This is a genomic window from Campylobacter sp. B0100352/1 (assembly GCF_020135855.1).
In the GTDB taxonomy this organism is placed as follows: Bacteria; Campylobacterota; Campylobacteria; order Campylobacterales; family Campylobacteraceae; genus Campylobacter_D; species Campylobacter_D taeniopygiae.
The window spans coordinates 1-21815 of the sequence record NZ_JACHTP010000018.1 but is presented as its reverse complement, the minus strand read 5'-3'; the positions used below and the strand labels follow the sequence as shown (position 1 = coordinate 21815).

Sequence of the window (21815 nt, the reverse complement as noted above, 5' to 3'; positions counted from 1 at the left end):
TTAATGAGTAGGAATTTTAATACGTTTTGTAGGATTTTCTTGACTTGTATTTTGTTCTTTTTTAACATTGTTTTTAGCAAAATCTAAAAAATTTTCCGCTAAAAGATTAAAATTTAAAAATAAAATAAGAAACAATAATCTCATTAAATAAACCTTGAAATTTTATTTTCTTAAAATCATACACTAGAAATTTAAAATTTATGCTAAAAATTTAAAGAAAGATTTGTAAAAAGAAAATGGTGGTTAGAGGCAGAATCGAACTGCCGACACGCAGATTTTCAGTCTGCTGCTCTACCGACTGAGCTATCCAACCAAAAAATATTTTCGCTTTTCTAAAGCTGAAGTTTAAAAAATGTAATTCTATCTTTTTTTCTTTAATCTAAGTTTAAATATAAGATTAAAATTTATTTGCCTTAAAGTTTTTATCAGATAGAATTCTTGCTTTAAAATTTAGAATGAGGATTTTTTTGAAACAATTTGGACTGGATAGGCGAACTTTTAAAATTTTATTAGCTGGTTATGTTATTATCGCTTTAATTGGAGCTGCCTTTTTGTATTCAAGTTGGGCTCATACAACTCCTATTAGCTTTCTTGATGCCTTTTTCACAAGCACTTCAGCTATCAGTATGACAGGACTAGTTGTAAAAAATACTGCGACAGATTTTACACTTCTTGGACAAATTATTATATTAATACTCATCCAAATTGGCGGTTTAGGATATATGAGTATAGGTTTTTTTGTATATTTACTCATAAGAAAAAAAGTGGGATTTAGTGGTAGAAATTTACTAAAAGAATCCCTATTTTATCCGAGTATGGATGGACTTTTTAAATTTTTTAAAAAAGTTTTGCTTTTTATTTTTATTATAGAATTAGCAGGCGCTTTGCTTTTAACCATGCGATTTGCCCTTGATATGAATTTTAAAAAAGCTCTTTGGTTTGGGATATTTCACTCCATTAGTGCGTTTAATAATGCTGGTTTTAGTATTTTTGAACATGGAATTTCCACCTATAAAAATGATATTGCGATTAACTTCATTATTACTAGTCTAATTATCATTGGAGGTCTTGGATATTTTGTTTTAGTGGAGCTTTATTTTTTTCAAAAAAAACGTTTGCCTAGTCTTAGTTTGCATACAAAAGTTGTTGTTTTATCGACTATTATTTTAATTATTTCCTCAACTTTAATCATCTTTGCTCTAGAATATTCTAATCCTAAAACAATGGGGCATTTTTCTTTATTTGATAAAATCTTAAGTTCATATTTTACCGCGATCAATTACCGTACAGCAGGTTTTAACACTCTAAATATCAATCATTTAAACGATGCAAGTTTATTTTTTGGTTCTTTATTTATGGTTATAGGTGGAGCACCTGGAGGCACAGCTGGAGGGATGAAAATCACTACAGTCATCACACTTTTACTCTATGCATATTGGAGTATTAGAGATGGAAGGGTAAGGATCTTTGGATATGAAATTTCACAAGAAACTATATCAAGAGCTTTTGTTATAGCAATAGGATCAGCAGTTTATATCATAGTCGCTGTTATTTTGCTTTCTTTATTAGAATCTCATTTTAATTTCCTTCCTTTATTATTTGAAACCTCGTCAGCGTTTGCAACCGTTGGAATTTCAGTTGGCAATGGAGGAACACTTTCTCTTTGTGCCTTGTTTTCCAATCCAAGCAAAATCATTATCATTATTATGATGCTTAGCGGAAGGATTGGGGTTTTTGCATTTTTACTCTCTGTTTTTAAACAAGATAAAGCAATGCATATTAGATTTCCTGAAGGAAAAATCAACCTATAAAGGCAAATTATGAAAAATAATAGTTATGGAATTATCGGTCTTGGAAAATTTGGATCAGTCGTTGCAGAAGAATTGATCTCTGCAGGAAATACTGTAATCGTTGCTGATAAAGATGAAGAAGCTTTAAAAAATATATCTAATCCTGCAAGTTATGCGTATATACTTGATTCTACAAATGTGACAGCTTTAAAAGAAGCAGGGTTTCACGATGTTGAGGTGGTTATTGTAAGTATTGGAGATAATGTTGAAAAATCAATTCTTACTTTAATGGCTCTTAAAGATATAGGGGTTAATAATATCATCGCAAAAGCTACTTCAAATATCCATGGGCAAATTTTATCCAAACTTGGAGCTACAAAAGTCATTTATCCTGAAAAAGAAAGCGCAAAAAGATTGGTTAAAGAATTTCTTGTTAGAGAAAGTGAATTTGAAGTGTTTGATTTATCAGCAAATACCATTCGAGCTATTAAAATCAATGTAGATGAAAAATTAGCTGGAAATTCACTTAAGCATATTGCACAAAATATGAGAGTGATCGCTTATAAAAAATTAAATAATGATTGGGAAATATTGCCTGATTTTGAAACAACAATAGCCTATAGTGGGGATGTGATTATACTACTAGGAACGGTCAAGGAATTAAGAAATTTTGAGTATTAAATTTCTTTTTTAAATTTAACCGCATCAACAAAACGTTTTAAGGCCTTTTTTTCCTTATGAGTTATATTATAATAAATAATCTCACTTAAATAATATCTAATATCTTTAGCTGATATTTCCTTTTTTTGAGCATATTTTTGAAGTATGTATTGTGGAATTTTGATTTTTTCTCTAGCAAATTTATTTAAAATTTTAGAAAAATAAATCTTTTTTTGCATACATGAAAAACGGGCAAAAACAAAAGGTAAATTAGTCTTTTTATACCACAAATCACACAAATCTATATAAGCATTAGGATCTTTTATATAAAGTTTTAAAGCCTTATCACCTATGATAACCCTACCCTTTAAGCCTAAAACTTGAGAAAGTGCATTTGACGTAGCCGAGCTAGGATCTTTAGCTTTGGATGAATTTTTTTCAACCAAAACACTTAAAACTTTTTTATTAGCACAAATTCCAACATCTAAATTTTTATATTTTTTTCTAACGCTTTCAATGCTTGAAGTCATAGCACCATCAACCCTGCGATAGAATAATTCCTTATTAAAATGACTAGGCTCACCTTTTTTATAAAAAAGCGTTGCTTTAAAGCCATTAGGTAAAGGATATTTTTTAAGATAAACACTTAAAGGCAACAAATTAATATAATCAAATTTACCAAAAATCATAATTAGCCTAGAGTGTTAAAAACTCTATCTCCTGCATCTCCAAGTCCTGGTACTATATAACCTTTTTCATTTAAATTTTCATCAATAGCGGCCACATAAATTTCTATATCTTCATGCACTTTTCTAAAATTTTCAATTCCTTTAGGCGTGGCAAGTATTGAAATAAATTTAATTTTTTTCACGCCTTTTGATTTTAAAAATTTACAAGCCTCTATTGCGGTTCCACCCGTGGCAAACATAGGATCTATAACAATAGCTACACGTTTAACTGCATCTTGTGGAATTTTTTCAAAATAAAAATCCGCCTCAAGAGTTTCTTCATTTCTTGCAAAACCCAAAAAACCTACACTAGCATCAGGAATCAATCTAAAAACACTCTCAAGCATACCCAAAGCAGCCCTTAAAATAGGACAAATCATAATTTTTTCATTTAGCTTTTTTACCTTAGCATTTGAAACAGGAGTTTGGATTTGAATTTCTTTTAAATTCAAATCCTTAGTTGCTTCAAAAAGTAAAAAAGTTGAAATTTCATCAATCAACATTCTAAATTGAAAAGGCTTAGTACTTTGATCACGTAAAAGGCCTAATTTATGTTCTATTAAAGGATGATTTGTGCAAAAAACTTTATTCATTTTAGACTTTCAAAATAGGCTTTTTCGTCAAACTCCTTAATCAAAGTCACCCCATCTTTAACCGCCGCTGCAGCTACTGCAGTGCTTACTGCTGCCCTTACTCTTTCATCAAAAGGTTTTGGGATCACATAATCTCTACCAAATTCTAAAAAGTCAATTTCATAAGCCTTTTTAACCGCATCACTCACAGGCAATTTTGCCAAATCAGCTAAGGCTCTTGCTGCGGCTATTTTCATATTTTCAGTGATCTTAGTCGCTCTTACATCCAAAGCACCTCTAAAAATAAAAGGAAAACCTAAAACATTATTGATTTGATTAGGATAATCACTTCTTCCAGTACCCACGATCGCATCTTTTCTAAGCCTTGCAACATCTTCAGGCATAACCTCTGGAATAGGATTTGCCAAGGCAAAAATAACAGGATCTTTAGCCATTGATAAAATCATCTCATCATCAAGAATTTTTGGAGCACTAAGTCCTAAAAATACATCCGCTCCTTTTAAGGCCTCTTTTAATGTCTTTTCTTTAGAATCCACAGCAAATTCAAGTTTTTGCGGGGTCAAATCATTTCTATCTTTACTAACCACACCTTTGCTATCGACTAAAACAATATGTTCAACTCCTAAATTTCGATACATTTTAGCACTAGCAATTCCAGCAGCTCCGGCACCACTTACCACCACTTTAATATCTTTAAATTTTTTTCCGCTAATTTCCATCGCATTCATAAGCCCAGCAGTCGATATAATCGCTGTTCCGTGCTGATCATCATGCATGACAGGAATTCCAAGATCTTGTAAAGCCGCTTCTATCTCGAAACATTTTGGTGCTGCAATATCTTCTAAATTAATTCCACCAACTGTTGGGGCTAAAGCCTTACAAAAAGTAACAATTTCATCAACACTATGAACATTAATTTCTATATCATAAGCATTAACATTAGCAAATTTTTTAAACAAACAAGCCTTGCCTTCCATAACTGGCTTAGAAGCTTGTGCTCCAATATTTCCAAGTCCTAAAACCGCAGAACCATCACTTACAATAGCCACCAAATTTGCCTTATTTGTATAAAGATATGCTAATTCTTTATCTTTAGCAATTTCCAAACAAGGCTCAGCTACACCTGGGCTATAAGCTAAAGATAAATCATGACTTGTGTCCATTGATTTTAAAGGAGTGATACTAACTTTACCACCCAAATGATATTTTAAAGCCTCTTCTTTTAAATTCATTTTATTATCCTTTTTGAAAAAATTTCCATTCTCTTTTTACATTCCTCAACCCCTAAAAACTCTAAAACCTCAAAAATACTAGGGCTTACAGCCGTACCGGTTAAAGCAATGCGTATAGGTTGGGCAAGTTCTTTTAATTTTACATCATTTTTTTGTAAGAATTCATTAGTAAAACTTTCAAAATCACTCGCAAGACTTTGGCTGCTTAACTCATTTGCATATTTTTTTAATAAATCAAGATTTTTTTCATTTACAAATTTATTGACAGCTTGCTCATCATAACTTTTAGGAACTTCTATAATGCTTTTAGCCCCGCTGATAATTTCAAGTAAAGTTTTAGCACGTTCTCTTAAAAGATCAAGTAAAAATTCTGCTTTTTCATAAACTGACAAATCAAATCCAAGCTCTTTAAGTTGGTGATTGATCTCTTCAAAAGGCAAAGTTTTAATATAATGTGCGTTAAGCCACTCTAACTTTTTAAAATTATAGCAAGATGCACTTTTATTGATGTGATTTGGATCAAAAAGTTTTTTTAAATCTTCAAGTGAAAAAATTTCATCATCTCCATGACTCCAACCCAAACGCACAAGAAAATTCAGTAAAGCTTGAGGTAAAATTCCCATAGCTTTATATTCCATAACATCAGTAGCTCCATGACGTTTTGAAAGTTTTTTTCCATCCTCTCCGTGAATCATAGCCACATGATAAAATTTTGGAATTTTAAAGCCTAAAGCTTCATAAAGAATGATTTGTTTTGGGGTATTAGAAAGATGATCATCCCCGCGAATAACATCACTAACTCCCATTAAAGCATCATCAATGACAACGGTAAAATTATAAGTAGGCGTTCCATCACTTCTTGCAATAATAAAATCATCTAAAATATCCTCGACCTTAAATTTAACCTCACCCTTAACGCCATCCATAAAACAAATTTCTCCACTTTGCGGTGCTTTTATGCGAACAACAGGCTCTATTCCTTGAGGCGGCGTACCTTTAAAATCTCTATATCTTCCATCATACTTTGGACGCTCTTTAGCTGCTTCTTGTTTGGTGCGTAATTCTTCTAATTCTTCTTTACTCATGTAGCAATAATAGGCCCTGCCTTCATCTAAAAGCTTTTGAATATATTTTTTATAAATATCAAAACGTTCAGACTGATAAGTCACTTCTCCATCATGATCAAGCCCGCACCATTTAAAAGCCTCAAGAATTGCTTGTGTGGCTTCTTTAGAATTTCTTTTAAGATCGGTATCTTCGATACGAAGTAAAAATTCACCCTTATTTTTTCTAGCATACAAATAACTATAAAGCGCGGTTCTTAATCCTCCTATATGCAGATATCCAGTAGGACTTGGTGCAAAACGAGTTACAAGTTTTTCTTCCATTTTTTGCCTTTTCTTAAATTTTTATTGATATAATGCGATATTTACACTTAAATAAAGGTTTGAAATGAAAAAAATTTTATTAAGTTTTTGTTTTTTTGCAAATTTAGCAAGTGCAAACACTATTGATGCTATTGCCATAGTTGTTGATAAAGAGCCAATTACAACTTATGATATCAATGAAAAAATGGAAAAATTGCACCTTTCTAAAAATGAAGCCTTGCAAGTTTTAATCAATGAAAAAATGGAAAAATCTCAAATGAAAAAATTTGGAATTTTTACAAGTGAATTAGAGCTTGATAATGCTATTAATAACATGCTTTCTCAAAACAATATTACACTTGATATGCTTAAGGCTGATCTAAAAACTAAAGGGCAAACTTACGAACAATTTAGAGAAAATTTTAAAAAAGATTTAGAAAAAAGAAAACTATACGATCAAATAATTAGCACAGCTAAGATAGATTATAGCGATATAGGTGCTAAAAAATTCTTTGAACAGCATCAAGATAAATTCAGTATTTTTACAGAAATTGCTGTAAAAATTTACACCTCTAAAAATATAAAATTTTTAGAATCTTTAAAAAGTAGTAAAAAAACTATGCTTAAAGGTGAAAATGCTATTTTAACTCCAGAAAATGCAGATCCTAGACTTTTAAGCCTTTTATCTCAAGTTTCTACGGGAGATTTTTCTCCGATTTTAAATTCTAAAAATGGCTATCAAATTTATAAAGTAGAGAGTAAAAGTAGCATACAAACCCCAGAATTTGAACAAGTTAAAAATGATGTTTTAAACGCTTATGTTAGCGAACAAAGACAAAATTACATTCAAGATTATTTTGATAAATTGCGTTCAAAGATAAATATAGAATATTTAAGATGATTAAATTTAGGATTAGATCCTAAATTTAATCAATGTCTAGAGAGATAATTTGTATCGTAATTGTTTTTAATAAAATCTTCATTATCCATCATAGCAAGATGAAAATCTTTAGTCGTTTTAATACCCCCGACAATAAGCTCATTTAAAGCTACTTTCATTTTAGAGATAGCTTTATTGCGATCTTCTGCCCAAACTACAAGTTTTCCTATCATAGAATCATAATAAGGTGGCACAGAATAATCCTGATAGCAATGACTTTCCATTCTGACATTACGTCCAGCTGGAGCGATGTATTTTGTGATCTTACCTGGGCAAGGTAAAAAGGTTTGAGAATCTTCAGCTGTGATTCTACATTCTATAGAATGTCCTTTAAGAACAATATCCTCTTGTTTTGGCAATGTATAACCCTCCGCAACTCTAATCATTTGCTCAATAATATCAATACCACTAACCATTTCACTCACGCAATGTTCAACCTGCAAACGTGTATTCATTTCTATAAAATAAAAATCTAAATTTTTATCCACCAAAAACTCAAAAGTTCCTGCTCCTTCATAACCAATCGCTTTAGCCGCCTTAATTGCGGTTTCATGAAGTCTTGAACGTGTTTTTTCATCAAGTAAAATTGCTGGAGACTCTTCAATTAATTTTTGATGGCGTCTTTGCATAGAGCAGTCTCTTTCTCCTATGTGGATCACATTTCCAAAACTATCTCCGATCACTTGCACTTCTATATGGCGTGGATTTTGGATATATTTTTCCATATACATAGTGCCATCTCCGAAAGCCGTCATCGCTTCACTTTCAGCAGACCAATAAGCTTTCTCAAGATCCTTTTCATTTTCAACAACCCTCATCCCGCGGCCACCACCACCCGCTGCAGCTTTTAAAATCACAGGATAACCGATTTCTTTAGCAAGTTTTTTAGCCGCTTCAGCACCTGCTAAAGCTCCATCACTTCCTGGAATTACCGGCACACCTGCTCTTTGCATCACTTGTTTTGCTTTACTTTTATCACTCATTAAATTCATAGCCTCTACGGAAGGACCTATAAATTTAATATTATGTTTAGTGCAAATTTCAACAAAATTTTGATTTTCGCTTAAAAAACCATAACCTGGAAAAATGGCATCTGCTTCAGCAATTTCAGCTGCAGTAATAATAGCTGGAATATTTAAATAGCTTTCAGAGCTTCTTGCCTTTCCTATACAAATACTCGCATCAGCATATTTTAAATATAAAGCATCCTTATCCGCTTCAGAATACACACAAATCGCTTTTTTACCCATTTCTTTAATGGTTCTTAAAGCTCTTAAAGCAATCTCTCCCCTATTGGCTATTAAAACGCTTTTAATTTCCATAATTATAATTTCTCCACTGTAAATAAAGGCATACCAAATTCTACAGGCTGTCCATCAGCAACTAAAATTTCTACAATTTTACAATCAAATTCAGCCTCAATTTCATTCATAATCTTCATAGCTTCAATAATAGCAATCGCATCGCCTTTTTTTACAGTACTACCCACTTTTACAAATGGAGCAGCACCTGGGCTTGGAGCTTGATAAAATGTCCCTACCATAGGGCTATTAATGGTTGGATTATTGGATTTTGTATGATTAGAAGAATGTGTTTCATTCACAACATTCACATTGATAGGTTGTGGAGCTGGAGTCGTAGGACAAACCGGTGCTGGAATATCACAACACATATCCCTTTCAAGTTCAATTTCAAAACCATCTTGTTCTTTAATCTTAATTTTACTGATATTAGCTTCTGCAAATAAATTGACTAATTCTTTAATCTCTTCTTTTGTCATAAATTTCTCCTGATTTTAAGAACTTAATCTAGTATTATATTGAAAAACTTAAAATTTAACTTTAAAAAAACAAAAAATTCCTAAAAATATAAAAAAATAAGCTATAATCTCTTAAAAGAATTTAATTAAGGTTAAATATGGGTTTAAAAGCGGATAATTGGATCAGAAAAATGGCACTTGAGCATAAAATGATCGAGCCATTTTGTGAAGCAAATATAGGCAAAGGGGTTGTAAGCTACGGACTTTCAAGCTATGGGTATGATATACGCGTGGGACGTGAGTTTAAAATTTTTACTAATGTTAATTCTACAGTGGTTGATCCTAAAAATTTTTTAGAGGAAAATGTGGTTGATTTTGTAGGTGATGAATGCATCGTTCCGGCTAATTCTTTTGCATTAGCAAGAACAATAGAGTATTTTAAAATGCCTGATGATGTTTTGGCCATTTGTCTTGGCAAAAGCACTTATGCAAGATGTGGAATTATAGTCAATGTAACCCCATTTGAGCCTGGCTTTGAAGGGCATATCACCATAGAAATTTCAAACACTACTCCTTTACCTGCTAAAATTTATGCCAATGAAGGCATAGCCCAAGTTTTATTTTTGCAAGGTGATGAAGCGTGTGATACAACTTATCGCGATAAAAAAGGTAAATACCAAGCCCAAACAGGTATAACCTTGCCTAGAATTTTAAAATAAATTTTATGGAACATTTATTGCTTAAAATTCTTAAAAAACTATTGAAATAAAAATATTTATAAAGGAGGATAAATGTTTAACGGAAAAAATATTCTTATAACAGGTGGAACAGGGAGCTTTGGAAAGGCTTATACTAAAATTTTACTCCAAAATTACAAGCCGAATAAAATCATTATTTTTTCAAGAGATGAATTAAAACAATTTGAAATGGCAATATCTTTTAATCAGCCTTGTATGCGATATTTTATAGGCGATGTAAGGGATAAAGAAAGACTAAGTTATGCTATGAATGATGTTGATTTTGTTATCCATGCAGCTGCTATGAAACATGTTCCTGTGGCTGAATATAATCCTATGGAATGTATAAAAACTAATATTAACGGTGCGCAAAATGTTATCGATGCTTGTTTAGAAAATAATGTTGAAAAATGTATCGCACTCTCTACAGATAAAGCATGCAATCCGGTTAATTTATATGGTGCAACCAAGCTTGCAAGTGATAAGCTTTTTGTTGCAGCTAACAATATCGCGGGAAATAAAAATACAAAATTTAGCGTTGCTAGATATGGAAATGTCGTAGGCTCTAGAGGCTCTGTAGTGCCATTTTTTAAAAAGCTGATTAAAGAAGGTGCTAAAGAATTGCCTATTACGGATGAGAGAATGACAAGATTTTGGATCAGCCTTGAAGATGGGGTTAAATTCGTTTTAAACAATTTTGAAATTATGCATGGTGGAGAAGTTTTTGTTCCAAAGATTCCATCAATGAAAATTACAGATTTAGCCCACGCCTTAGCACCTGATTTGAAAACAAAAATTATAGGCATTAGACCTGGAGAAAAACTGCATGAAACAATGATTTCAAGCGATGATAGCCATTTAACTTATGAATTTAACAAATACTATGTCATTAGCCCAAGTATTCAATTTACAAATGTTAAAAGTGATTTTAGTGTTAATGCTAAAGGAGAAAAAGGACAAAAAGTTAAAGATGGTTTTTCTTATAGCTCAGATAACAATAAAGAATGGGTGAGTGAAAAAGATCTTTTAGATATCATCGATCATACGGAATTTGAATAATGCTTACCTATTCTCATCAAAATATCGATCAAAGCGACATTGAAGCGGTTATTGATGCCTTAAAGGGAGAAATTTTAACCGGTGGAAAAAAGGTTGAAGAATTTGAACAAGCTTTATGTGAGTATGTGGGTGTAAAATATGCTTGTGTTTTAAATTCTGCCACCTCAGCTTTGCATCTAGCCTATAGCGCTTTAAATGTAAAAAATAAAACCGTTCTTACCACACCTCTTACTTTTGCGGCAACAGCTAATGCCGCTCTAATGGCTGAAGCAAAGATTGAATTTATCGATATTAAAAGCGATGGCAATATCGATGAAAAAAAAATAGAACAAAGATTAAAAACAAAAAGCGATGATATAGAGGCGATTTGCGTTGTTGATTATGCGGGCAATAGTGTCGAAATGGATGAAATTTATAAGCTTTGTAAAGATTATAATATTCCCTTAATCGATGATGCAAGTCACGCCTTAGGGGCTTATTATAAAGGCGAAAAAGTCGGTAAAAAAGCCGATTTAAGCATTTTTTCTTTTCATCCAGTAAAACCTATCACTACCTTTGAAGGCGGTGCTGTTGTAAGTGACAATGAAGAGCTTATAAAAAAAATCAAACTTTTAAGAAGTCATGGCATAGTTAAAAAAAGACTTTGGAATAGCGATATGATCGATCTTGGTTATAATTACCGCTTAAGTGATGTCGCTTGTGCTTTGGGGATCAATCAACTTAAAAAATTAGACCACAATTTAGAAAAACGAGAGGAAATTGCCCAATTTTACGATAAAGAATTTGAAAGAAATCCTTATTTTTCTACTATTAAAATCAAAGATTATAAAAAAAGCTCAAGGCATTTGTATCCTATTTTGCTTTTTCCTGAATTTTATTGCCAAAAAGAAGATATTTTTAAAGCTTTACTAGATAAAGGTATTGGTGTGCAGGTGCATTACAAACCTACTTATGAATTTAGTTTTTATCAAAAACTTTTAGGACAAATAAGACTTGAAAATGCGGATAATTTTTACAAAGCAGAACTTAGCATCCCTTGTCATCAAGAAATGAATTTACAAGATGCTAAATTCGTAAAAGATACTTTGTTTGATATACTTGAAAAAACTAAAAAGGGATATTGTGGATAACCTTGATTTTAGAAGTGCTGATTTTGAAGATACTGGCAAAGCGATGTATGAACTCGCTAAAGAACTTTTCCCAATCTGCAGAAGTATAACAGGACAAGGCTTTAGAGATAGTTTGCAAATTTTAAATGATGCTCTGGGGGGGGGTATTTTACAAATTCACTCCATTAAAAGTGGAACAAAAGTTTTTGACTGGATAATTCCACCTGAATGGCATATAAAAGATGCCTATATCATCACTCCTAATGGAGAAAAAATTTGTGATTTTAAAAAGCATAATTTGCATGTTTTAAACTACAGCGAAGGTATCGATAAAGAAATAGAACTTAATGAATTGCAAAATCATCTTTACTCACTTGAAGAAAAACCTGATGCTATTCCTTATGTAACGAGTTATTATAAAAAGCGTTGGGGATTTTGCATCACACACAATGAAAGAAAAAAACTCAAACAAGGAAAATACCGCGTTTTTGTTGATGCTAAGCACGATGAAAATGGTATTTTAAATTACGCAGATTTTATCATCCCTAGCACCCAAGACTCTAAAGAAGAGATTTTAATCTCTTCTTATCTTTGTCATCCATCAATGGCAAATAATGAATTAAGTGGTCCAATAGTAGCAATCTATCTTGCTAAATGGCTTTTAAATTTAAAAAAAAGAAAATATAATTATCGTTTTGTCATCATCCCTGAAACCATAGGCTCTATCGTTTATATCCATAAACATTTAAAACATTTACAAAAACACACTAAGGCAGGTTTTGTGCTCTCTTGCTTAGGCGATGATGACGCTTATTCACTCGTGCGCTCACCTTCTAAAAACACCCTTTCAGATAAAGTTGCTTTGCACACTTTAAAAAATAAAGAAAATTTTAAAGAATATAGCTTTTTATACCGCGGATCTGATGAAAGACAATACAATGCCCCTCTTGTGAATTTAGGTGTTGTTGGAGTTTGTCGCACAAGATATAGTGATTATAGTGGATATCATAATTCCGAAGATGATTTAAATTTCATCAGTCCTAAAGGTTTAATGGGTGGGCTTAAAGCCATGCAAGAAATCATTTTAAATCTAGAAATCAATGAAATTTATGAAAATACGATTTTTTGCGAACCCAATCTTGGAAAACGAGGGCTTTATCATACACTAAGCACAGCCAATGATATCCCCTTAGCTTGTAATTTTCTAGCTTATTGTGATGGTAAAAATGATATCATCGATATCGCTGAAATTTTAAATATGCAAGCTTACGAATTTAAAGATCTTTTGGAGAAAATATTAGAATTTAAGCTTTTGAAAACATCAAATATGAAGACTTGATTTACATCTAAAGGAACTCTTATGAAAGATTTATTTAAATATCAAGATAAAAAATATACCCAAGATGATCTGATTAAAACCCTATATAATTTAGGCGTAAAAAAAGGTGATATTATCTGTGTTCACAATGAAATTTATAGTTTTGGTATACCGCTTTTACCTATTAAAGATTTTTTAAATGCTCTGATAGAATGTCTATTTGAAGCTATAGGAGAAAATGGAACCTTGATTATGCCTACTTTTACCTATAGTTTTTGCAATAATGAAGTTTATGATAAGTTAAATTCAAAATGCACAGTAGGAGCTTTAGGAGAATTTTTTAGAAAACAAGCTGGGGTAAAAAGAACCAATGATCCTATTTTTTCCTTTGCGATTAAAGGTGCTAAAGAAGATTTATTTTTAAATCAAGAACAAGAATCTTGTTTTGATGAAAATTGCCTTTATGCTATTCTTGTAAAAAATAAGGGTAAAATTTTAAATTTTGGAAATAAAGATTGTTTTACCTTTGCACATTACCCTATGGAAAAAGTTGGGGTTGATTATAGGTATTTTAAAGAATTTAAGGGCTTAATTATTAATGAAAAAGGCCAAAGTTATCACAAAAGCATTCAATATTATGTAAGAGAGCTTGATGCTTATGAAACGGATGAAAAAATCATAAAATTTTTAGAAAACAAATCTTATTTTAATAAAATAGCCTTTGGTGGAACTTTTTTAAATCTGATTGATGCTCAAGCGTTTTATGAAGATTTGATTCAAGCTTATAAACAGGATGGTCATATTTTTAGAGCTAATTAATACAAAGCTCTGCCACCATCCATAACAATGCTTTGCCCACTCATCCAAGCACTTAAAGGACTGAGTAAAAAAACACATAGATTGGCAATATCATCTTCTTTGCCCACACCCAAAGGATATAATTTTTCAAGCTCTAGATTATAATCATCACTTCGGATGCTAGAAGCCTTATGAGTCATTTCTGTATCAACATGAGCAGGCAAGATGCTATTAATCCTAAAGTTAAATTTCGCAAAATCTTTCACTAGACTAGTAGCAAGGGTATCAAGAGCACCTTTTGAAGCATCATAAACACTCATTGAAGATATACTCATTTTTAAAGAAGCCGAGCTGATTAAAACGGTGCTTAAATTTTCTGATTTTCTTTTATCATAAAGACATTTTAACAATTCTAAGCAACTAAAAAAATTTACATCAAATACTTTTTTCGCCTCTTCTATATCAATCATTCTTAGAGGTTTAACGCATGAAGTTCCAGAAAAATAAGCCATAGCGTTAATTTTTCCATACTCTTTTACAATATCATCTACCAAATTTTTAATCCCATCTTGAGCATAAAAATCATAAATTTTATATTCTAAATTTTTACATTCTTTTTGCAATTGCTTTAAATTTTCTTCACGTCTTGCTATAGCTATAACTTTAGCCCCAAGAGAATCTAAAATTTTACATGTTTGTTTGCCTAAGCCACTACTTGCCCCCGCAATTAAACAAATTTTATCTTTTAAATGAAAAAAATCTTCTCTCATTTTTCCTCCTTCATTGCCTTTTCATATTGTTCATGGAAATATAAAATCCTTTTTTCTAAATTTTTAGCATAGTGAAATTTTAAATCATCCAAAAATAAACTTCCTTGCACCAAATTAGTCGCTTGTGCATCTTCTTTAAAAATCGTTTTATTCATCGATACAACCTCATTTGCAAAAAGCTCAACATCATGCTTTGCTTTTGCTATATAATTTCTTGAAATAAAATGCGTTTTATTGAAAGTGTGAGGAAAATAATGTTGTATAGAATAAGCATAACCAAAAGTAGAACTAATGATAGTAAATGGAAACAAATGATAAGAAAAATATTTATCCTCAAAGTAATTATCCTCTAAAAAAATAGCTTGATTTCTTTTTAATTTAGAATAAATTTTTTCATCTTTAATTTTTCCACAAGTTTTAGAATTAAAACCTATAAATTTTGGATTGTCTTCTAAATTTAAAATTCCTAAAGATTTTGGGTGTACACAGCCTACATGATAAACCTCTAAACTATTTTCTATACCCACTTTCCAATTAGAATGATAATTAATTGGAGCGTTAAGACCATTAAAACGATCAATGCTTTTACTGATTTGTTCTAATTCTTCATAAAAGCCTTTAAGTTGTTCTTTTAAATCGTATTTTGGATTATGAGAAAAAAAGATAAAATCTCCGCAAAATGCAAGTTTAAGCTTAAAAAGATCGATCTTTTCATTTTCATCAAATTCGCTTTTCATCGCAATAGAAAGTTTTTGATTTTTATAAGTCCAATGATGATAAAAACATTTTATTTCTCCATTGGATTTGAAAATACTTTCATTATTTCCAAAATTTAAAAGTTTAGCTCCACGATGAGGACAAATATTATAAAAAGCGACAATACTACCTTTATCATTATAAATTACGACTTCAAAGTCATAAATTCTTAAGATAATATAATCTTTATCATTTTTAATTTCTTCCTTATGGCAACCAAAAATCCAAAATTTTTTATATAAATTTTCACATTCTAATTTTTCAGTGTCAAAATGGATATAATCATTAACTTGTTTCATCTTTTTTCCAATTCATTATTTTTTATAAATTAAACTACAAGAACAATCCAAATTTTCTAAGATGCAAGTTCCTATAGAAAAGCCGACTCCAAAACCCATAAGCATCACATTTTTATAATCTTGATCCTTAGTATCGCTGATAAGTAAAGGGATAGAATTTGAACTTGTATTTCCAAAATTTTTCATATTATTTGGAAGCTTTCCTTGAACGCCTAGTTTTTCCTCTAAATAAGAAAGCAAAAAAGTATTAGCCTGATGAAAATACAATTTAGTAAGTTCTTCTTTTTTTAAAGAAGCAAACTCTAGTATTTTTTTAAATTCTAAAGGCAAGTGTTTAAGGGTAAAATCAAAGACTTCAACCCCTTTCATTTGCATATACCCCCCCCCATAAGGAGCTATGATGCAATCATATCCTTCACCCAAAGTCTTAAAACAAAAATAGCTCTGACAAGCTTTGTTTTCAATCGCAGTACAACTTACACCATCTCCAAAAAGAAAAGCAGTGTCTCTAGTATTGAAATCCACCACACCACTACTTATATCACCAGCAAAAAGTAAGACTCGTTTTAAGCCATTAATGATATAATTATAAGCGATATTGAGCCCATAAACATAGCCACTACAACCCAAATTCACATCAAAAGCTAAGAAATTATCCTTCCTTAATCCCAAAACTCCCTGTAAATAACAAGCCATAGCAGGAAAGCGAAATTCATTGCTTTGAGAAACCACTATAATAGCATCAATACTATCTTTACCCCAAGAAAGAGTTTTTAAGGTTTCATCAGCTGCCATTAAATACAAATCACTGATTTTTTCTTTATCTTTATTAAGAATATATCTTTGCTCAACGCCGATTTGTTTAATGATCTTTTTCTTATCTTTTTCATCAAAATTGTCAATTTGAGAATTTACAATTTTTTTGCTTGGAACAACAGAACAAATGTGTGCTATATTTCCTTGATGAAATTTTTGCATACTCAAGCTCTAAATTAATCAATTTTAGCTAATTTTAAAACATCTGACACAGTTTTCAAACTAGCGATTTGATCTGAAGTAATATTCATTTGCAATTTTGTATCAAAAAGAGTCATTAAACTCAAAAAAGCCAAACTATCCCAATCTTCAAAATCAGCCAAAACACTATCCTCTTCTAGCATTCCTTCATCTATCATCAAAATTTCTTCTAGCGCTTTAAACATTTCTTGTTTATTCATTTTTATTTATCCTCCTAATTAAATTAAGCAAACAATAATTCGCTTTTAAAATCAAGTTTGTTAAAAAAAACAACTCCTATAGATAAACCTACTCCAAAACCAGCCATAATTACATTTGATTTTTGATAAGATTTTTCTTCTGCTAGCAAAATTGCTATGGAAGCACAAGAGGTATTTCCATAGGCCTTGATATTGATCGGAAATGACTCATCTTTAATCTTTAACTTTTCTTTTATTTGCTCTAAAGCATAATAATTTGCTTGATGAAGAAAAAAACTATTAATATTTTCGATTTCTAAATTTTTTAATTTTAATAGTTTTAAAATAACCTCTGGAACATTTCTATAAGTAAAATTAAAAACCTCCAAACCCTCCATTTCCATACAAGATTTGATATTGATATTTCCATCTTCATCTTCATACTCTTTAAAAGAGTCTTCACGCATAGGATACGCACTTCCACCATGCGGAACAATGATAGCGTTTCTTCCCGATCCATCGGTTTCAAATATAAAATCAGCCTCAAAACCTGAAGCATATTCTAAGGCTGTACAACTAGCTGCATCACTAAACAAAAAGGCTATGGATCTATTTTTAGGATAGACAAAATCATTTATAGGATCTCCTACAAAAAGTAAAATTTTATCACAATTTTCGCTTAAATGACTCATGGCGCAAAAAAGTCCATAAACATATCCTGAACATCCCATTACCACATCATAAGCGAAACAATCCTTACTTAATCCTAATTCATCTTGTAATAAAACCGCTGTAGAAGGAAATCTATATTCGTGATTTTGCGAAACAACGATCACCCCTTTGATTTCTTCTTTTTTCCAGCCCAATTTTTCGATGGTCTGCAAACCTGCCTTTTTATAAAGACTCATCATGGTTTCATTAGCATCTCTATCTAAAACATAACGCTCCTTAATCCCCGAAAGACGAATTATTTTATTTTTAGTTTTTTCATCAAAATAGGGATTTTCTATATTTTGAACTTTTTTAGAAGGAAAGATCCCACACACATAAGAAATTTTTTTATCTTTTAGTTTCATATAAATTTTCCTAACTCTAATAAATCTTTTATTGTTTTCTTTTTTTTCACTTCCATAGGAAAAACTTCTATATTTAATTTTTTTTCAAAAAACATAGAAATTTCTAAAGCCGCTATGCTATCAAAATCCGGAAAAGAATTAAGTTCAGTTTCTTCTTTTAAATTATCCTCATCCGTCATTAAAATTTCAGCAATGGCTTTTAAAAATTCTTTTTTATCCATAAAAATCTCCAAAATTAAATATTAAAATAACAAAATCGTCATATAAAAAAATAATATTAACTTTACTCACGTAAAAATATTTTAACATAATTTTGCAATTTTTTGTTATAATAAATTTATTAGATATTATTAAAAATTATTGATTTTTTTAAGGAAACTTAAATGCAAAAATTTTATGAAATTTTAGAAAATATTTTAGAAACAAAAGTCGATGAAACTACCGATGTAAGTATGCAAAATTGCCCTTCTTGGAATTCTTTAGCCCATATTGATATCATCATGAGTTTAGAAGAAGAATTTGATATTAAATTTGACAAAGAAAAACTTACTAAGCTGAATTCACAAAAAATTCTTTTAGATGAAATACAAAAGCTAAAAAAATGACCAAAATTTCTCAAAACAATTTAGAAATTTTTGCAAAACTTAGTGGAGATTTTAATCCTATTCACCTTGATGAAGAATTTGGAAAAAATAGCTATTTTGGTGGTCAAATTGTTTATGGAATTTATCAAGTTTTTTTAATATTAGAGCATTTTTTAAAAAATAACAAAATAACAAAAACTATTAAAATTCAAAATTTAAAGGCTAATTTTATCAATCCACTTTTTAAAAATTCAAAATTTAAGATTAAAAATATTTCAAATAAAAGTCTTATAAAATATGAAATCATTAGTGAAGATAAAATTTTAAGCAAAATTGAATTTGAATTTTTAAATGATGAAAATCAAATTTCTTATGAAAATTTATCATTTTCAAAATATGATGCGATTTTAAGTCCCAAATTAAAAGGAGAAAATCTAAAAGAAAAACTTGTATGTGATTTACAAACCTTAAAAAAGATTTTTCCTTTGTGTTCTTTATATCTTCATGCCCAAAATATAGTTGTTTTACTTGCTAGTACTCGCATAGTTGGTATGAAAATCCCAGGATTTCATAGTATATATTCTAATTTAAATTTGGATTTTTCAAGGACAAATGAAGAACAAACATTGAGCTATAATTATGAAAAACACCACTCAATTGACTGTTTTTTAATTAACATTTTAAGCCCTTGTAAAGGAAATATTAAAGCCTTTATTCGACCAAAACTCATAGAAAATTTAAACTTTGAAAAACTTTCTTTAAAATATCAAGATATTTTCAAAACTCAAAAATTTAAAGATCAAAAAGCATTGGTTATAGGAGCTAGCAATGGACTTGGCAATACTTGCGCCAAAATTTTAGCCTTAGGAGGGGCTAAAATTTTGGCCACTTATCACAGCAAAAAAATACACGAAGATATTTTAAATTGTAAATTTATAAAATATGATGTTTTAAAACCTAGTAAAATTTCTGTAGAAAAGATTAAAAAATTTAATCCCACTCATATTTATTATTTTGCAACGCCAAAAATTTCAGTACAAAATAATCACTTAAGCCGCGATATATTGATTCAATTTTTAGATTATTATATTTTTGGACTCGATAAAATTTTAAATTTCACTCAGCCTTACAGTATCACTTCTTCTTCTTCTTCTTTTATTGAAGATTTGCCTTTGGATATGAAAGAATATAGCATCGCTAAAGCCGCTATGGAAATTTATATGCAATATCTTAAAAAAACAAAAAATATAGAGGTTAATACACCAAGATTTCCAAGAGCAAAAACCAATCAAACTTTAAGTTTAATACCGCAAGATTTAAAAGAAACTGATGAGCTTATCATATCAATGCTATCAAAGGAGATAAAATGAATCTATTTTCACACAATTTAAAACGCAATGAACTCATAAAATATAGCAAAGAGTTGGATTTTAGCAAAAGTCAAGAAATTATTATAAATATCCATAGAAATCATGCTTTTGAAGGTATATCAAGCGTCATTGCTCCTTTTTTGCATTTTTCAAATCTACAAACAAAATTTAATTTCAGTGCTTATGATGATAGTTTTAATTTTACGGGGGGGGGGGATTGCCCAAAAAGCTGATTTAGAAATTCTATGGGTTGATTTAAATCGTTATGATGTCAATGCGCAAGACTTTTTTAAAGAAAAAATCTTAGAATTAAAAAATATATCTCACAGTCCTATTTTATGTATTTTTCTAGGAGAAAATATAAATTTAGAAATTCCGAATTGTCAAATTTTTAGCGCAGAAAAACTCTTAAAAGATTATTTTAATCTAGAAGATATTTTAGATCTTGAAAAAGAAGAAATGAGTGGCACAAAACTAAATAATAAAGCTTTGATTTATTTAGCTCAAATTTTAGGGCTTAGTCTTATTCCGGCTTTATTAAAACCTGCTTTAAAAGCCATTGTTTTAGATCTTGATAATACTTTATATAAGGGCGTTTTAGGAGAAGATGGTATAGAAAATCTTAAAATTACCCCTGTGCATAAAAATTTACAAGAAAAAATTCAAGATTTTAAAAAACAAGGATTTTTACTTGCATTAGCTTCCAAAAATGAAGAAAATGACGCTAAGAAACTTTTTGAAACAAGAAAAGATTTTATTTTAAAATGGGATGATTTTGATGCAAAAATGATCAATTGGGAAAGCAAAGGTGAAAACATTGTAAAAATAGCAAAAAAATTTAATATAGGTGCCGATGCTATGCTTTTTATCGATGATAATATTGCTGAACTTGAAAATGTCAAATACACAGGGGTTAAAACACTTTTAGCCGATGAAAATATACTGTCTAAAATCAAACTTTACCCTAACCTTCTTAAATTTCAAAATACCCAAGAAGATAAAATCCGAGCCAAAGATATAGCGGCTAATGCTCTAAGGGAAGAGCTTAAAACCTTAAGTGATGAAGAATATTTCAAAAATCTAAAAATATGTTTAAAATTTAGCAAAAATGACACGCAAAATATTACTCGCATTAGTGAATTATTGGGCAAAACAAATCAGTTTATCGCTAATTATACACGTTTAAATTTAGAAGAGGTTGCAAACTATATGAAAAAATCACTCATTATAAATATAAGCATGAGTGATAAATTAAGCGATAGTGGGATTATTGCTATTTTTCTTTTTTCTTTGGAACAAAATAAAATATTTATAGATGATCTTTGTATATCTTGTAGAGCCTTAGGACGCAAACTTGAAGAAAGGATGTTTTTCAAAGCCTTTGAAATGGCTATAAATTTCTTTAACATCTCGAAAAATATCCCAGTAACTCTTTATTATAAAAAAGGTGATCGAAATACTCCTTTTTTAAATTTTTTGGAAAAAATATCCCATGAGATAAAAGAAAATCAAGCTTTAATTGATTTCAAAGAATTGAATTTTCAAGGATTAGCAATTTTTGAAAGTTGATAATCCTTATTCTTAACTACTCAATATTTTATATAAATTTTAAAGAAGTTTAAGATAAAATAAAAAACTTTAGAAAAAATTCACATCGTTTATTAAAGGAAAATC

The 21815-nt window shown here is 30.2% G+C and carries 23 protein-coding genes, 1 tRNA gene and 1 pseudogene; 11 read left to right on the top strand and 14 right to left on the bottom strand.

The features are described 5' to 3' along the window. Together H2279_RS06250 and H2279_RS06245 are read right to left on the bottom strand one after the other, a co-directional pair. On the bottom strand, window positions 1-144 hold the full coding sequence (locus H2279_RS06250) for a hypothetical protein (RefSeq protein WP_337195947.1): 144 nt from the start codon (window positions 142-144) through the stop codon (window positions 1-3). A gap of 93 nt (window positions 145-237) precedes the next feature. Continuing rightward, window positions 238-313, bottom strand: a tRNA-Phe gene (locus tag H2279_RS06245). Between the two features lie 154 nt (window positions 314-467). Between H2279_RS06245 and H2279_RS06240 the strand changes: the two genes are divergently transcribed. After that, window positions 468-1811 carry a TrkH family potassium uptake protein gene (locus H2279_RS06240; protein WP_337195946.1) on the top strand — a complete coding sequence of 448 codons (1344 nt, stop codon included), beginning with the start codon at window positions 468-470 and terminating at the stop codon, window positions 1809-1811. A gap of 9 nt (window positions 1812-1820) precedes the next feature. Next, a complete protein-coding gene (locus tag H2279_RS06235; RefSeq protein WP_137623579.1) occupies window positions 1821-2471 on the top strand; it encodes a potassium channel family protein in 651 nt (216 codons plus the stop codon). Here the strand turns inward: H2279_RS06235 and H2279_RS06230 are convergent. The 4 genes from H2279_RS06230 to gltX are packed head-to-tail and all read right to left on the bottom strand — an operon-like array spanning window position 2468 to window position 6391. Further along, window positions 2468-3139, bottom strand: coding sequence for an MqnA/MqnD/SBP family protein (locus H2279_RS06230; RefSeq protein WP_337195945.1), 672 nt, complete (start codon window positions 3137-3139; stop codon window positions 2468-2470). The genes H2279_RS06235 and H2279_RS06230 overlap by 4 nt on opposite strands. A 2-nt stretch (window positions 3140-3141) precedes the next feature. Further along, window positions 3142-3771 (bottom strand): uracil phosphoribosyltransferase, encoded by a 630-nt coding sequence (upp, locus tag H2279_RS06225; RefSeq protein ID WP_337195944.1) that lies wholly within the window; start codon window positions 3769-3771, stop codon window positions 3142-3144. Beyond that, window positions 3768-5003, bottom strand: coding sequence for a malic enzyme-like NAD(P)-binding protein (locus H2279_RS06220; RefSeq protein WP_337195943.1), 1236 nt, complete (start codon window positions 5001-5003; stop codon window positions 3768-3770). Before H2279_RS06220 ends, upp begins: the two co-directional genes overlap by 4 nt. Beyond that, a complete protein-coding gene (gene gltX / locus H2279_RS06215) occupies window positions 5000-6391 on the bottom strand; it encodes a glutamate--tRNA ligase (protein WP_337195942.1) in 1392 nt (463 codons plus the stop codon). The genes H2279_RS06220 and gltX overlap by 4 nt, the downstream gene beginning before the upstream one ends. Before the next feature lie 64 nt (window positions 6392-6455). On the opposite strand from gltX, the gene H2279_RS06210 reads away from it, so the two are divergent. Further along, window positions 6456-7271, top strand: a complete 816-nt coding sequence (locus tag H2279_RS06210) for a hypothetical protein (protein WP_337195941.1) — start codon at window positions 6456-6458, stop codon at window positions 7269-7271. Window positions 7272-7300: 29 nt separating this feature from the next. Here H2279_RS06210 and H2279_RS06205 read toward each other — a convergent pair whose 3' ends face one another. Both H2279_RS06205 and accB read right to left on the bottom strand, forming a co-directional pair. Beyond that, window positions 7301-8632 carry an acetyl-CoA carboxylase biotin carboxylase subunit gene (locus tag H2279_RS06205; protein WP_337195940.1) on the bottom strand — a complete coding sequence of 444 codons (1332 nt, stop codon included), beginning with the start codon at window positions 8630-8632 and terminating at the stop codon, window positions 7301-7303. Window positions 8633-8634: 2 nt separating this feature from the next. Further along, window positions 8635-9090, bottom strand: coding sequence for an acetyl-CoA carboxylase biotin carboxyl carrier protein (accB, locus tag H2279_RS06200; protein ID WP_137623586.1), 456 nt, complete (start codon window positions 9088-9090; stop codon window positions 8635-8637). Between the two features lie 137 nt (window positions 9091-9227). Here accB and dcd point away from each other — a divergent pair, with 137 nt between their 5' ends. The 5 genes from dcd (at window position 9228) to H2279_RS06175 (ending at window position 14111) form a co-directional block, all read left to right on the top strand. Further along, window positions 9228-9788 carry a dCTP deaminase gene (dcd, locus tag H2279_RS06195; protein ID WP_137623587.1) on the top strand — a complete coding sequence of 187 codons (561 nt, stop codon included), beginning with the start codon at window positions 9228-9230 and terminating at the stop codon, window positions 9786-9788. A gap of 72 nt (window positions 9789-9860) precedes the next feature. Beyond that, window positions 9861-10865: a UDP-N-acetylglucosamine 4,6-dehydratase (inverting) gene (gene pseB, locus H2279_RS06190; protein ID WP_137623588.1), complete on the top strand. Its 1005-nt coding sequence runs from the start codon at window positions 9861-9863 to the stop codon at window positions 10863-10865. After that, a complete protein-coding gene (gene pseC, locus H2279_RS06185) occupies window positions 10865-11995 on the top strand; it encodes a UDP-4-amino-4,6-dideoxy-N-acetyl-beta-L-altrosamine transaminase (protein ID WP_337195939.1) in 1131 nt (376 codons plus the stop codon). Before pseB ends, pseC begins: the two co-directional genes overlap by 1 nt. Next, a complete protein-coding gene (locus H2279_RS06180; protein ID WP_337195938.1) occupies window positions 11988-13313 on the top strand; it encodes a DUF4910 domain-containing protein in 1326 nt (441 codons plus the stop codon). Before pseC ends, H2279_RS06180 begins: the two co-directional genes overlap by 8 nt. A 21-nt stretch (window positions 13314-13334) precedes the next feature. Beyond that, entirely contained in the window at window positions 13335-14111 is a 777-nt protein-coding gene (locus H2279_RS06175) for an AAC(3) family N-acetyltransferase (RefSeq protein ID WP_337195937.1), read from the top strand. On the opposite strand, the gene H2279_RS06170 is transcribed toward H2279_RS06175, so the two are convergent. Genes H2279_RS06170 through H2279_RS06145 form a run of 6 tightly spaced genes read right to left on the bottom strand, consistent with a single transcriptional unit; the run spans window position 14108 to window position 18408 of the window. After that, window positions 14108-14860: an SDR family NAD(P)-dependent oxidoreductase gene (locus tag H2279_RS06170; protein WP_337195936.1), complete on the bottom strand. Its 753-nt coding sequence runs from the start codon at window positions 14858-14860 to the stop codon at window positions 14108-14110. The genes H2279_RS06175 and H2279_RS06170 overlap by 4 nt on opposite strands. Then, window positions 14857-15915 carry an aromatic ring-hydroxylating oxygenase subunit alpha gene (locus H2279_RS06165; RefSeq protein WP_337195935.1) on the bottom strand — a complete coding sequence of 353 codons (1059 nt, stop codon included), beginning with the start codon at window positions 15913-15915 and terminating at the stop codon, window positions 14857-14859. The genes H2279_RS06170 and H2279_RS06165 overlap by 4 nt, the downstream gene beginning before the upstream one ends. A gap of 15 nt (window positions 15916-15930) precedes the next feature. Next, window positions 15931-16893 (bottom strand): ketoacyl-ACP synthase III, encoded by a 963-nt coding sequence (locus H2279_RS06160; RefSeq protein ID WP_337195934.1) that lies wholly within the window; start codon window positions 16891-16893, stop codon window positions 15931-15933. Window positions 16894-16907: 14 nt separating this feature from the next. Beyond that, window positions 16908-17132 (bottom strand): phosphopantetheine-binding protein, encoded by a 225-nt coding sequence (locus H2279_RS06155; protein WP_337195933.1) that lies wholly within the window; start codon window positions 17130-17132, stop codon window positions 16908-16910. 23 nt (window positions 17133-17155) lie between these two features. Next, window positions 17156-18187: a ketoacyl-ACP synthase III gene (locus H2279_RS06150; protein ID WP_337195932.1), complete on the bottom strand. Its 1032-nt coding sequence runs from the start codon at window positions 18185-18187 to the stop codon at window positions 17156-17158. Continuing rightward, entirely contained in the window at window positions 18184-18408 is a 225-nt protein-coding gene (locus H2279_RS06145) for an acyl carrier protein (RefSeq protein ID WP_337195931.1), read from the bottom strand. Before H2279_RS06145 ends, H2279_RS06150 begins: the two co-directional genes overlap by 4 nt. Before the next feature lie 162 nt (window positions 18409-18570). Here H2279_RS06145 and H2279_RS06140 point away from each other — a divergent pair, with 162 nt between their 5' ends. From H2279_RS06140 to H2279_RS06130, 3 genes and pseudogenes are all read left to right on the top strand, one after another. Next, the gene (locus H2279_RS06140) at window positions 18571-18792 is read left to right on the top strand and encodes an acyl carrier protein (protein ID WP_337195930.1); all 222 of its coding nucleotides are present in this window, start codon (window positions 18571-18573) and stop codon (window positions 18790-18792) included. Then, window positions 18789-20141, top strand: coding sequence for a MaoC/PaaZ C-terminal domain-containing protein (locus H2279_RS06135; protein ID WP_337195929.1), 1353 nt, complete (start codon window positions 18789-18791; stop codon window positions 20139-20141). The genes H2279_RS06140 and H2279_RS06135 overlap by 4 nt, the downstream gene beginning before the upstream one ends. Next, window positions 20138-21710: pseudogene (locus tag H2279_RS06130) on the top strand (HAD-IIIC family phosphatase). The gene H2279_RS06135 and the pseudogene H2279_RS06130 overlap by 4 nt, the downstream one beginning before the upstream one ends. The last annotated feature ends 105 nt before the right edge of the window (window positions 21711-21815 follow it).

What these genes read in the sequence shown, in the direction of transcription:
- H2279_RS06250 (WP_337195947.1), bottom strand. Translation starts at nt 144, where the DNA reads ATGAGATTATTGTTTCTTATTTTATTTTTAAATTTTAATCTTTTAGCG.
- H2279_RS06235 (WP_137623579.1), top strand. Translation starts at nt 1,821, where the DNA reads ATGAAAAATAATAGTTATGGAATTATCGGTCTTGGAAAATTTGGATCA.
- H2279_RS06230 (WP_337195945.1), bottom strand. Translation starts at nt 3,139, where the DNA reads ATGATTTTTGGTAAATTTGATTATATTAATTTGTTGCCTTTAAGTGTT.
- upp (WP_337195944.1), bottom strand. Translation starts at nt 3,771, where the DNA reads ATGAATAAAGTTTTTTGCACAAATCATCCTTTAATAGAACATAAATTA.
- H2279_RS06220 (WP_337195943.1), bottom strand. Translation starts at nt 5,003, where the DNA reads ATGAATTTAAAAGAAGAGGCTTTAAAATATCATTTGGGTGGTAAAGTT.
- gltX (WP_337195942.1), bottom strand. Translation starts at nt 6,391, where the DNA reads ATGGAAGAAAAACTTGTAACTCGTTTTGCACCAAGTCCTACTGGATAT.
- H2279_RS06210 (WP_337195941.1), top strand. Translation starts at nt 6,456, where the DNA reads ATGAAAAAAATTTTATTAAGTTTTTGTTTTTTTGCAAATTTAGCAAGT.
- H2279_RS06205 (WP_337195940.1), bottom strand. Translation starts at nt 8,632, where the DNA reads ATGGAAATTAAAAGCGTTTTAATAGCCAATAGGGGAGAGATTGCTTTA.
- accB (WP_137623586.1), bottom strand. Translation starts at nt 9,090, where the DNA reads ATGACAAAAGAAGAGATTAAAGAATTAGTCAATTTATTTGCAGAAGCT.
- dcd (WP_137623587.1), top strand. Translation starts at nt 9,228, where the DNA reads ATGGGTTTAAAAGCGGATAATTGGATCAGAAAAATGGCACTTGAGCAT.
- pseB (WP_137623588.1), top strand. Translation starts at nt 9,861, where the DNA reads ATGTTTAACGGAAAAAATATTCTTATAACAGGTGGAACAGGGAGCTTT.
- pseC (WP_337195939.1), top strand. Translation starts at nt 10,865, where the DNA reads ATGCTTACCTATTCTCATCAAAATATCGATCAAAGCGACATTGAAGCG.
- H2279_RS06175 (WP_337195937.1), top strand. Translation starts at nt 13,335, where the DNA reads ATGAAAGATTTATTTAAATATCAAGATAAAAAATATACCCAAGATGAT.
- H2279_RS06170 (WP_337195936.1), bottom strand. Translation starts at nt 14,860, where the DNA reads ATGAGAGAAGATTTTTTTCATTTAAAAGATAAAATTTGTTTAATTGCG.
- H2279_RS06165 (WP_337195935.1), bottom strand. Translation starts at nt 15,915, where the DNA reads ATGAAACAAGTTAATGATTATATCCATTTTGACACTGAAAAATTAGAA.
- H2279_RS06160 (WP_337195934.1), bottom strand. Translation starts at nt 16,893, where the DNA reads ATGCAAAAATTTCATCAAGGAAATATAGCACACATTTGTTCTGTTGTT.
- H2279_RS06155 (WP_337195933.1), bottom strand. Translation starts at nt 17,132, where the DNA reads ATGAATAAACAAGAAATGTTTAAAGCGCTAGAAGAAATTTTGATGATA.
- H2279_RS06150 (WP_337195932.1), bottom strand. Translation starts at nt 18,187, where the DNA reads ATGAAACTAAAAGATAAAAAAATTTCTTATGTGTGTGGGATCTTTCCT.
- H2279_RS06145 (WP_337195931.1), bottom strand. Translation starts at nt 18,408, where the DNA reads ATGGATAAAAAAGAATTTTTAAAAGCCATTGCTGAAATTTTAATGACG.
- H2279_RS06140 (WP_337195930.1), top strand. Translation starts at nt 18,571, where the DNA reads ATGCAAAAATTTTATGAAATTTTAGAAAATATTTTAGAAACAAAAGTC.
- H2279_RS06135 (WP_337195929.1), top strand. Translation starts at nt 18,789, where the DNA reads ATGACCAAAATTTCTCAAAACAATTTAGAAATTTTTGCAAAACTTAGT.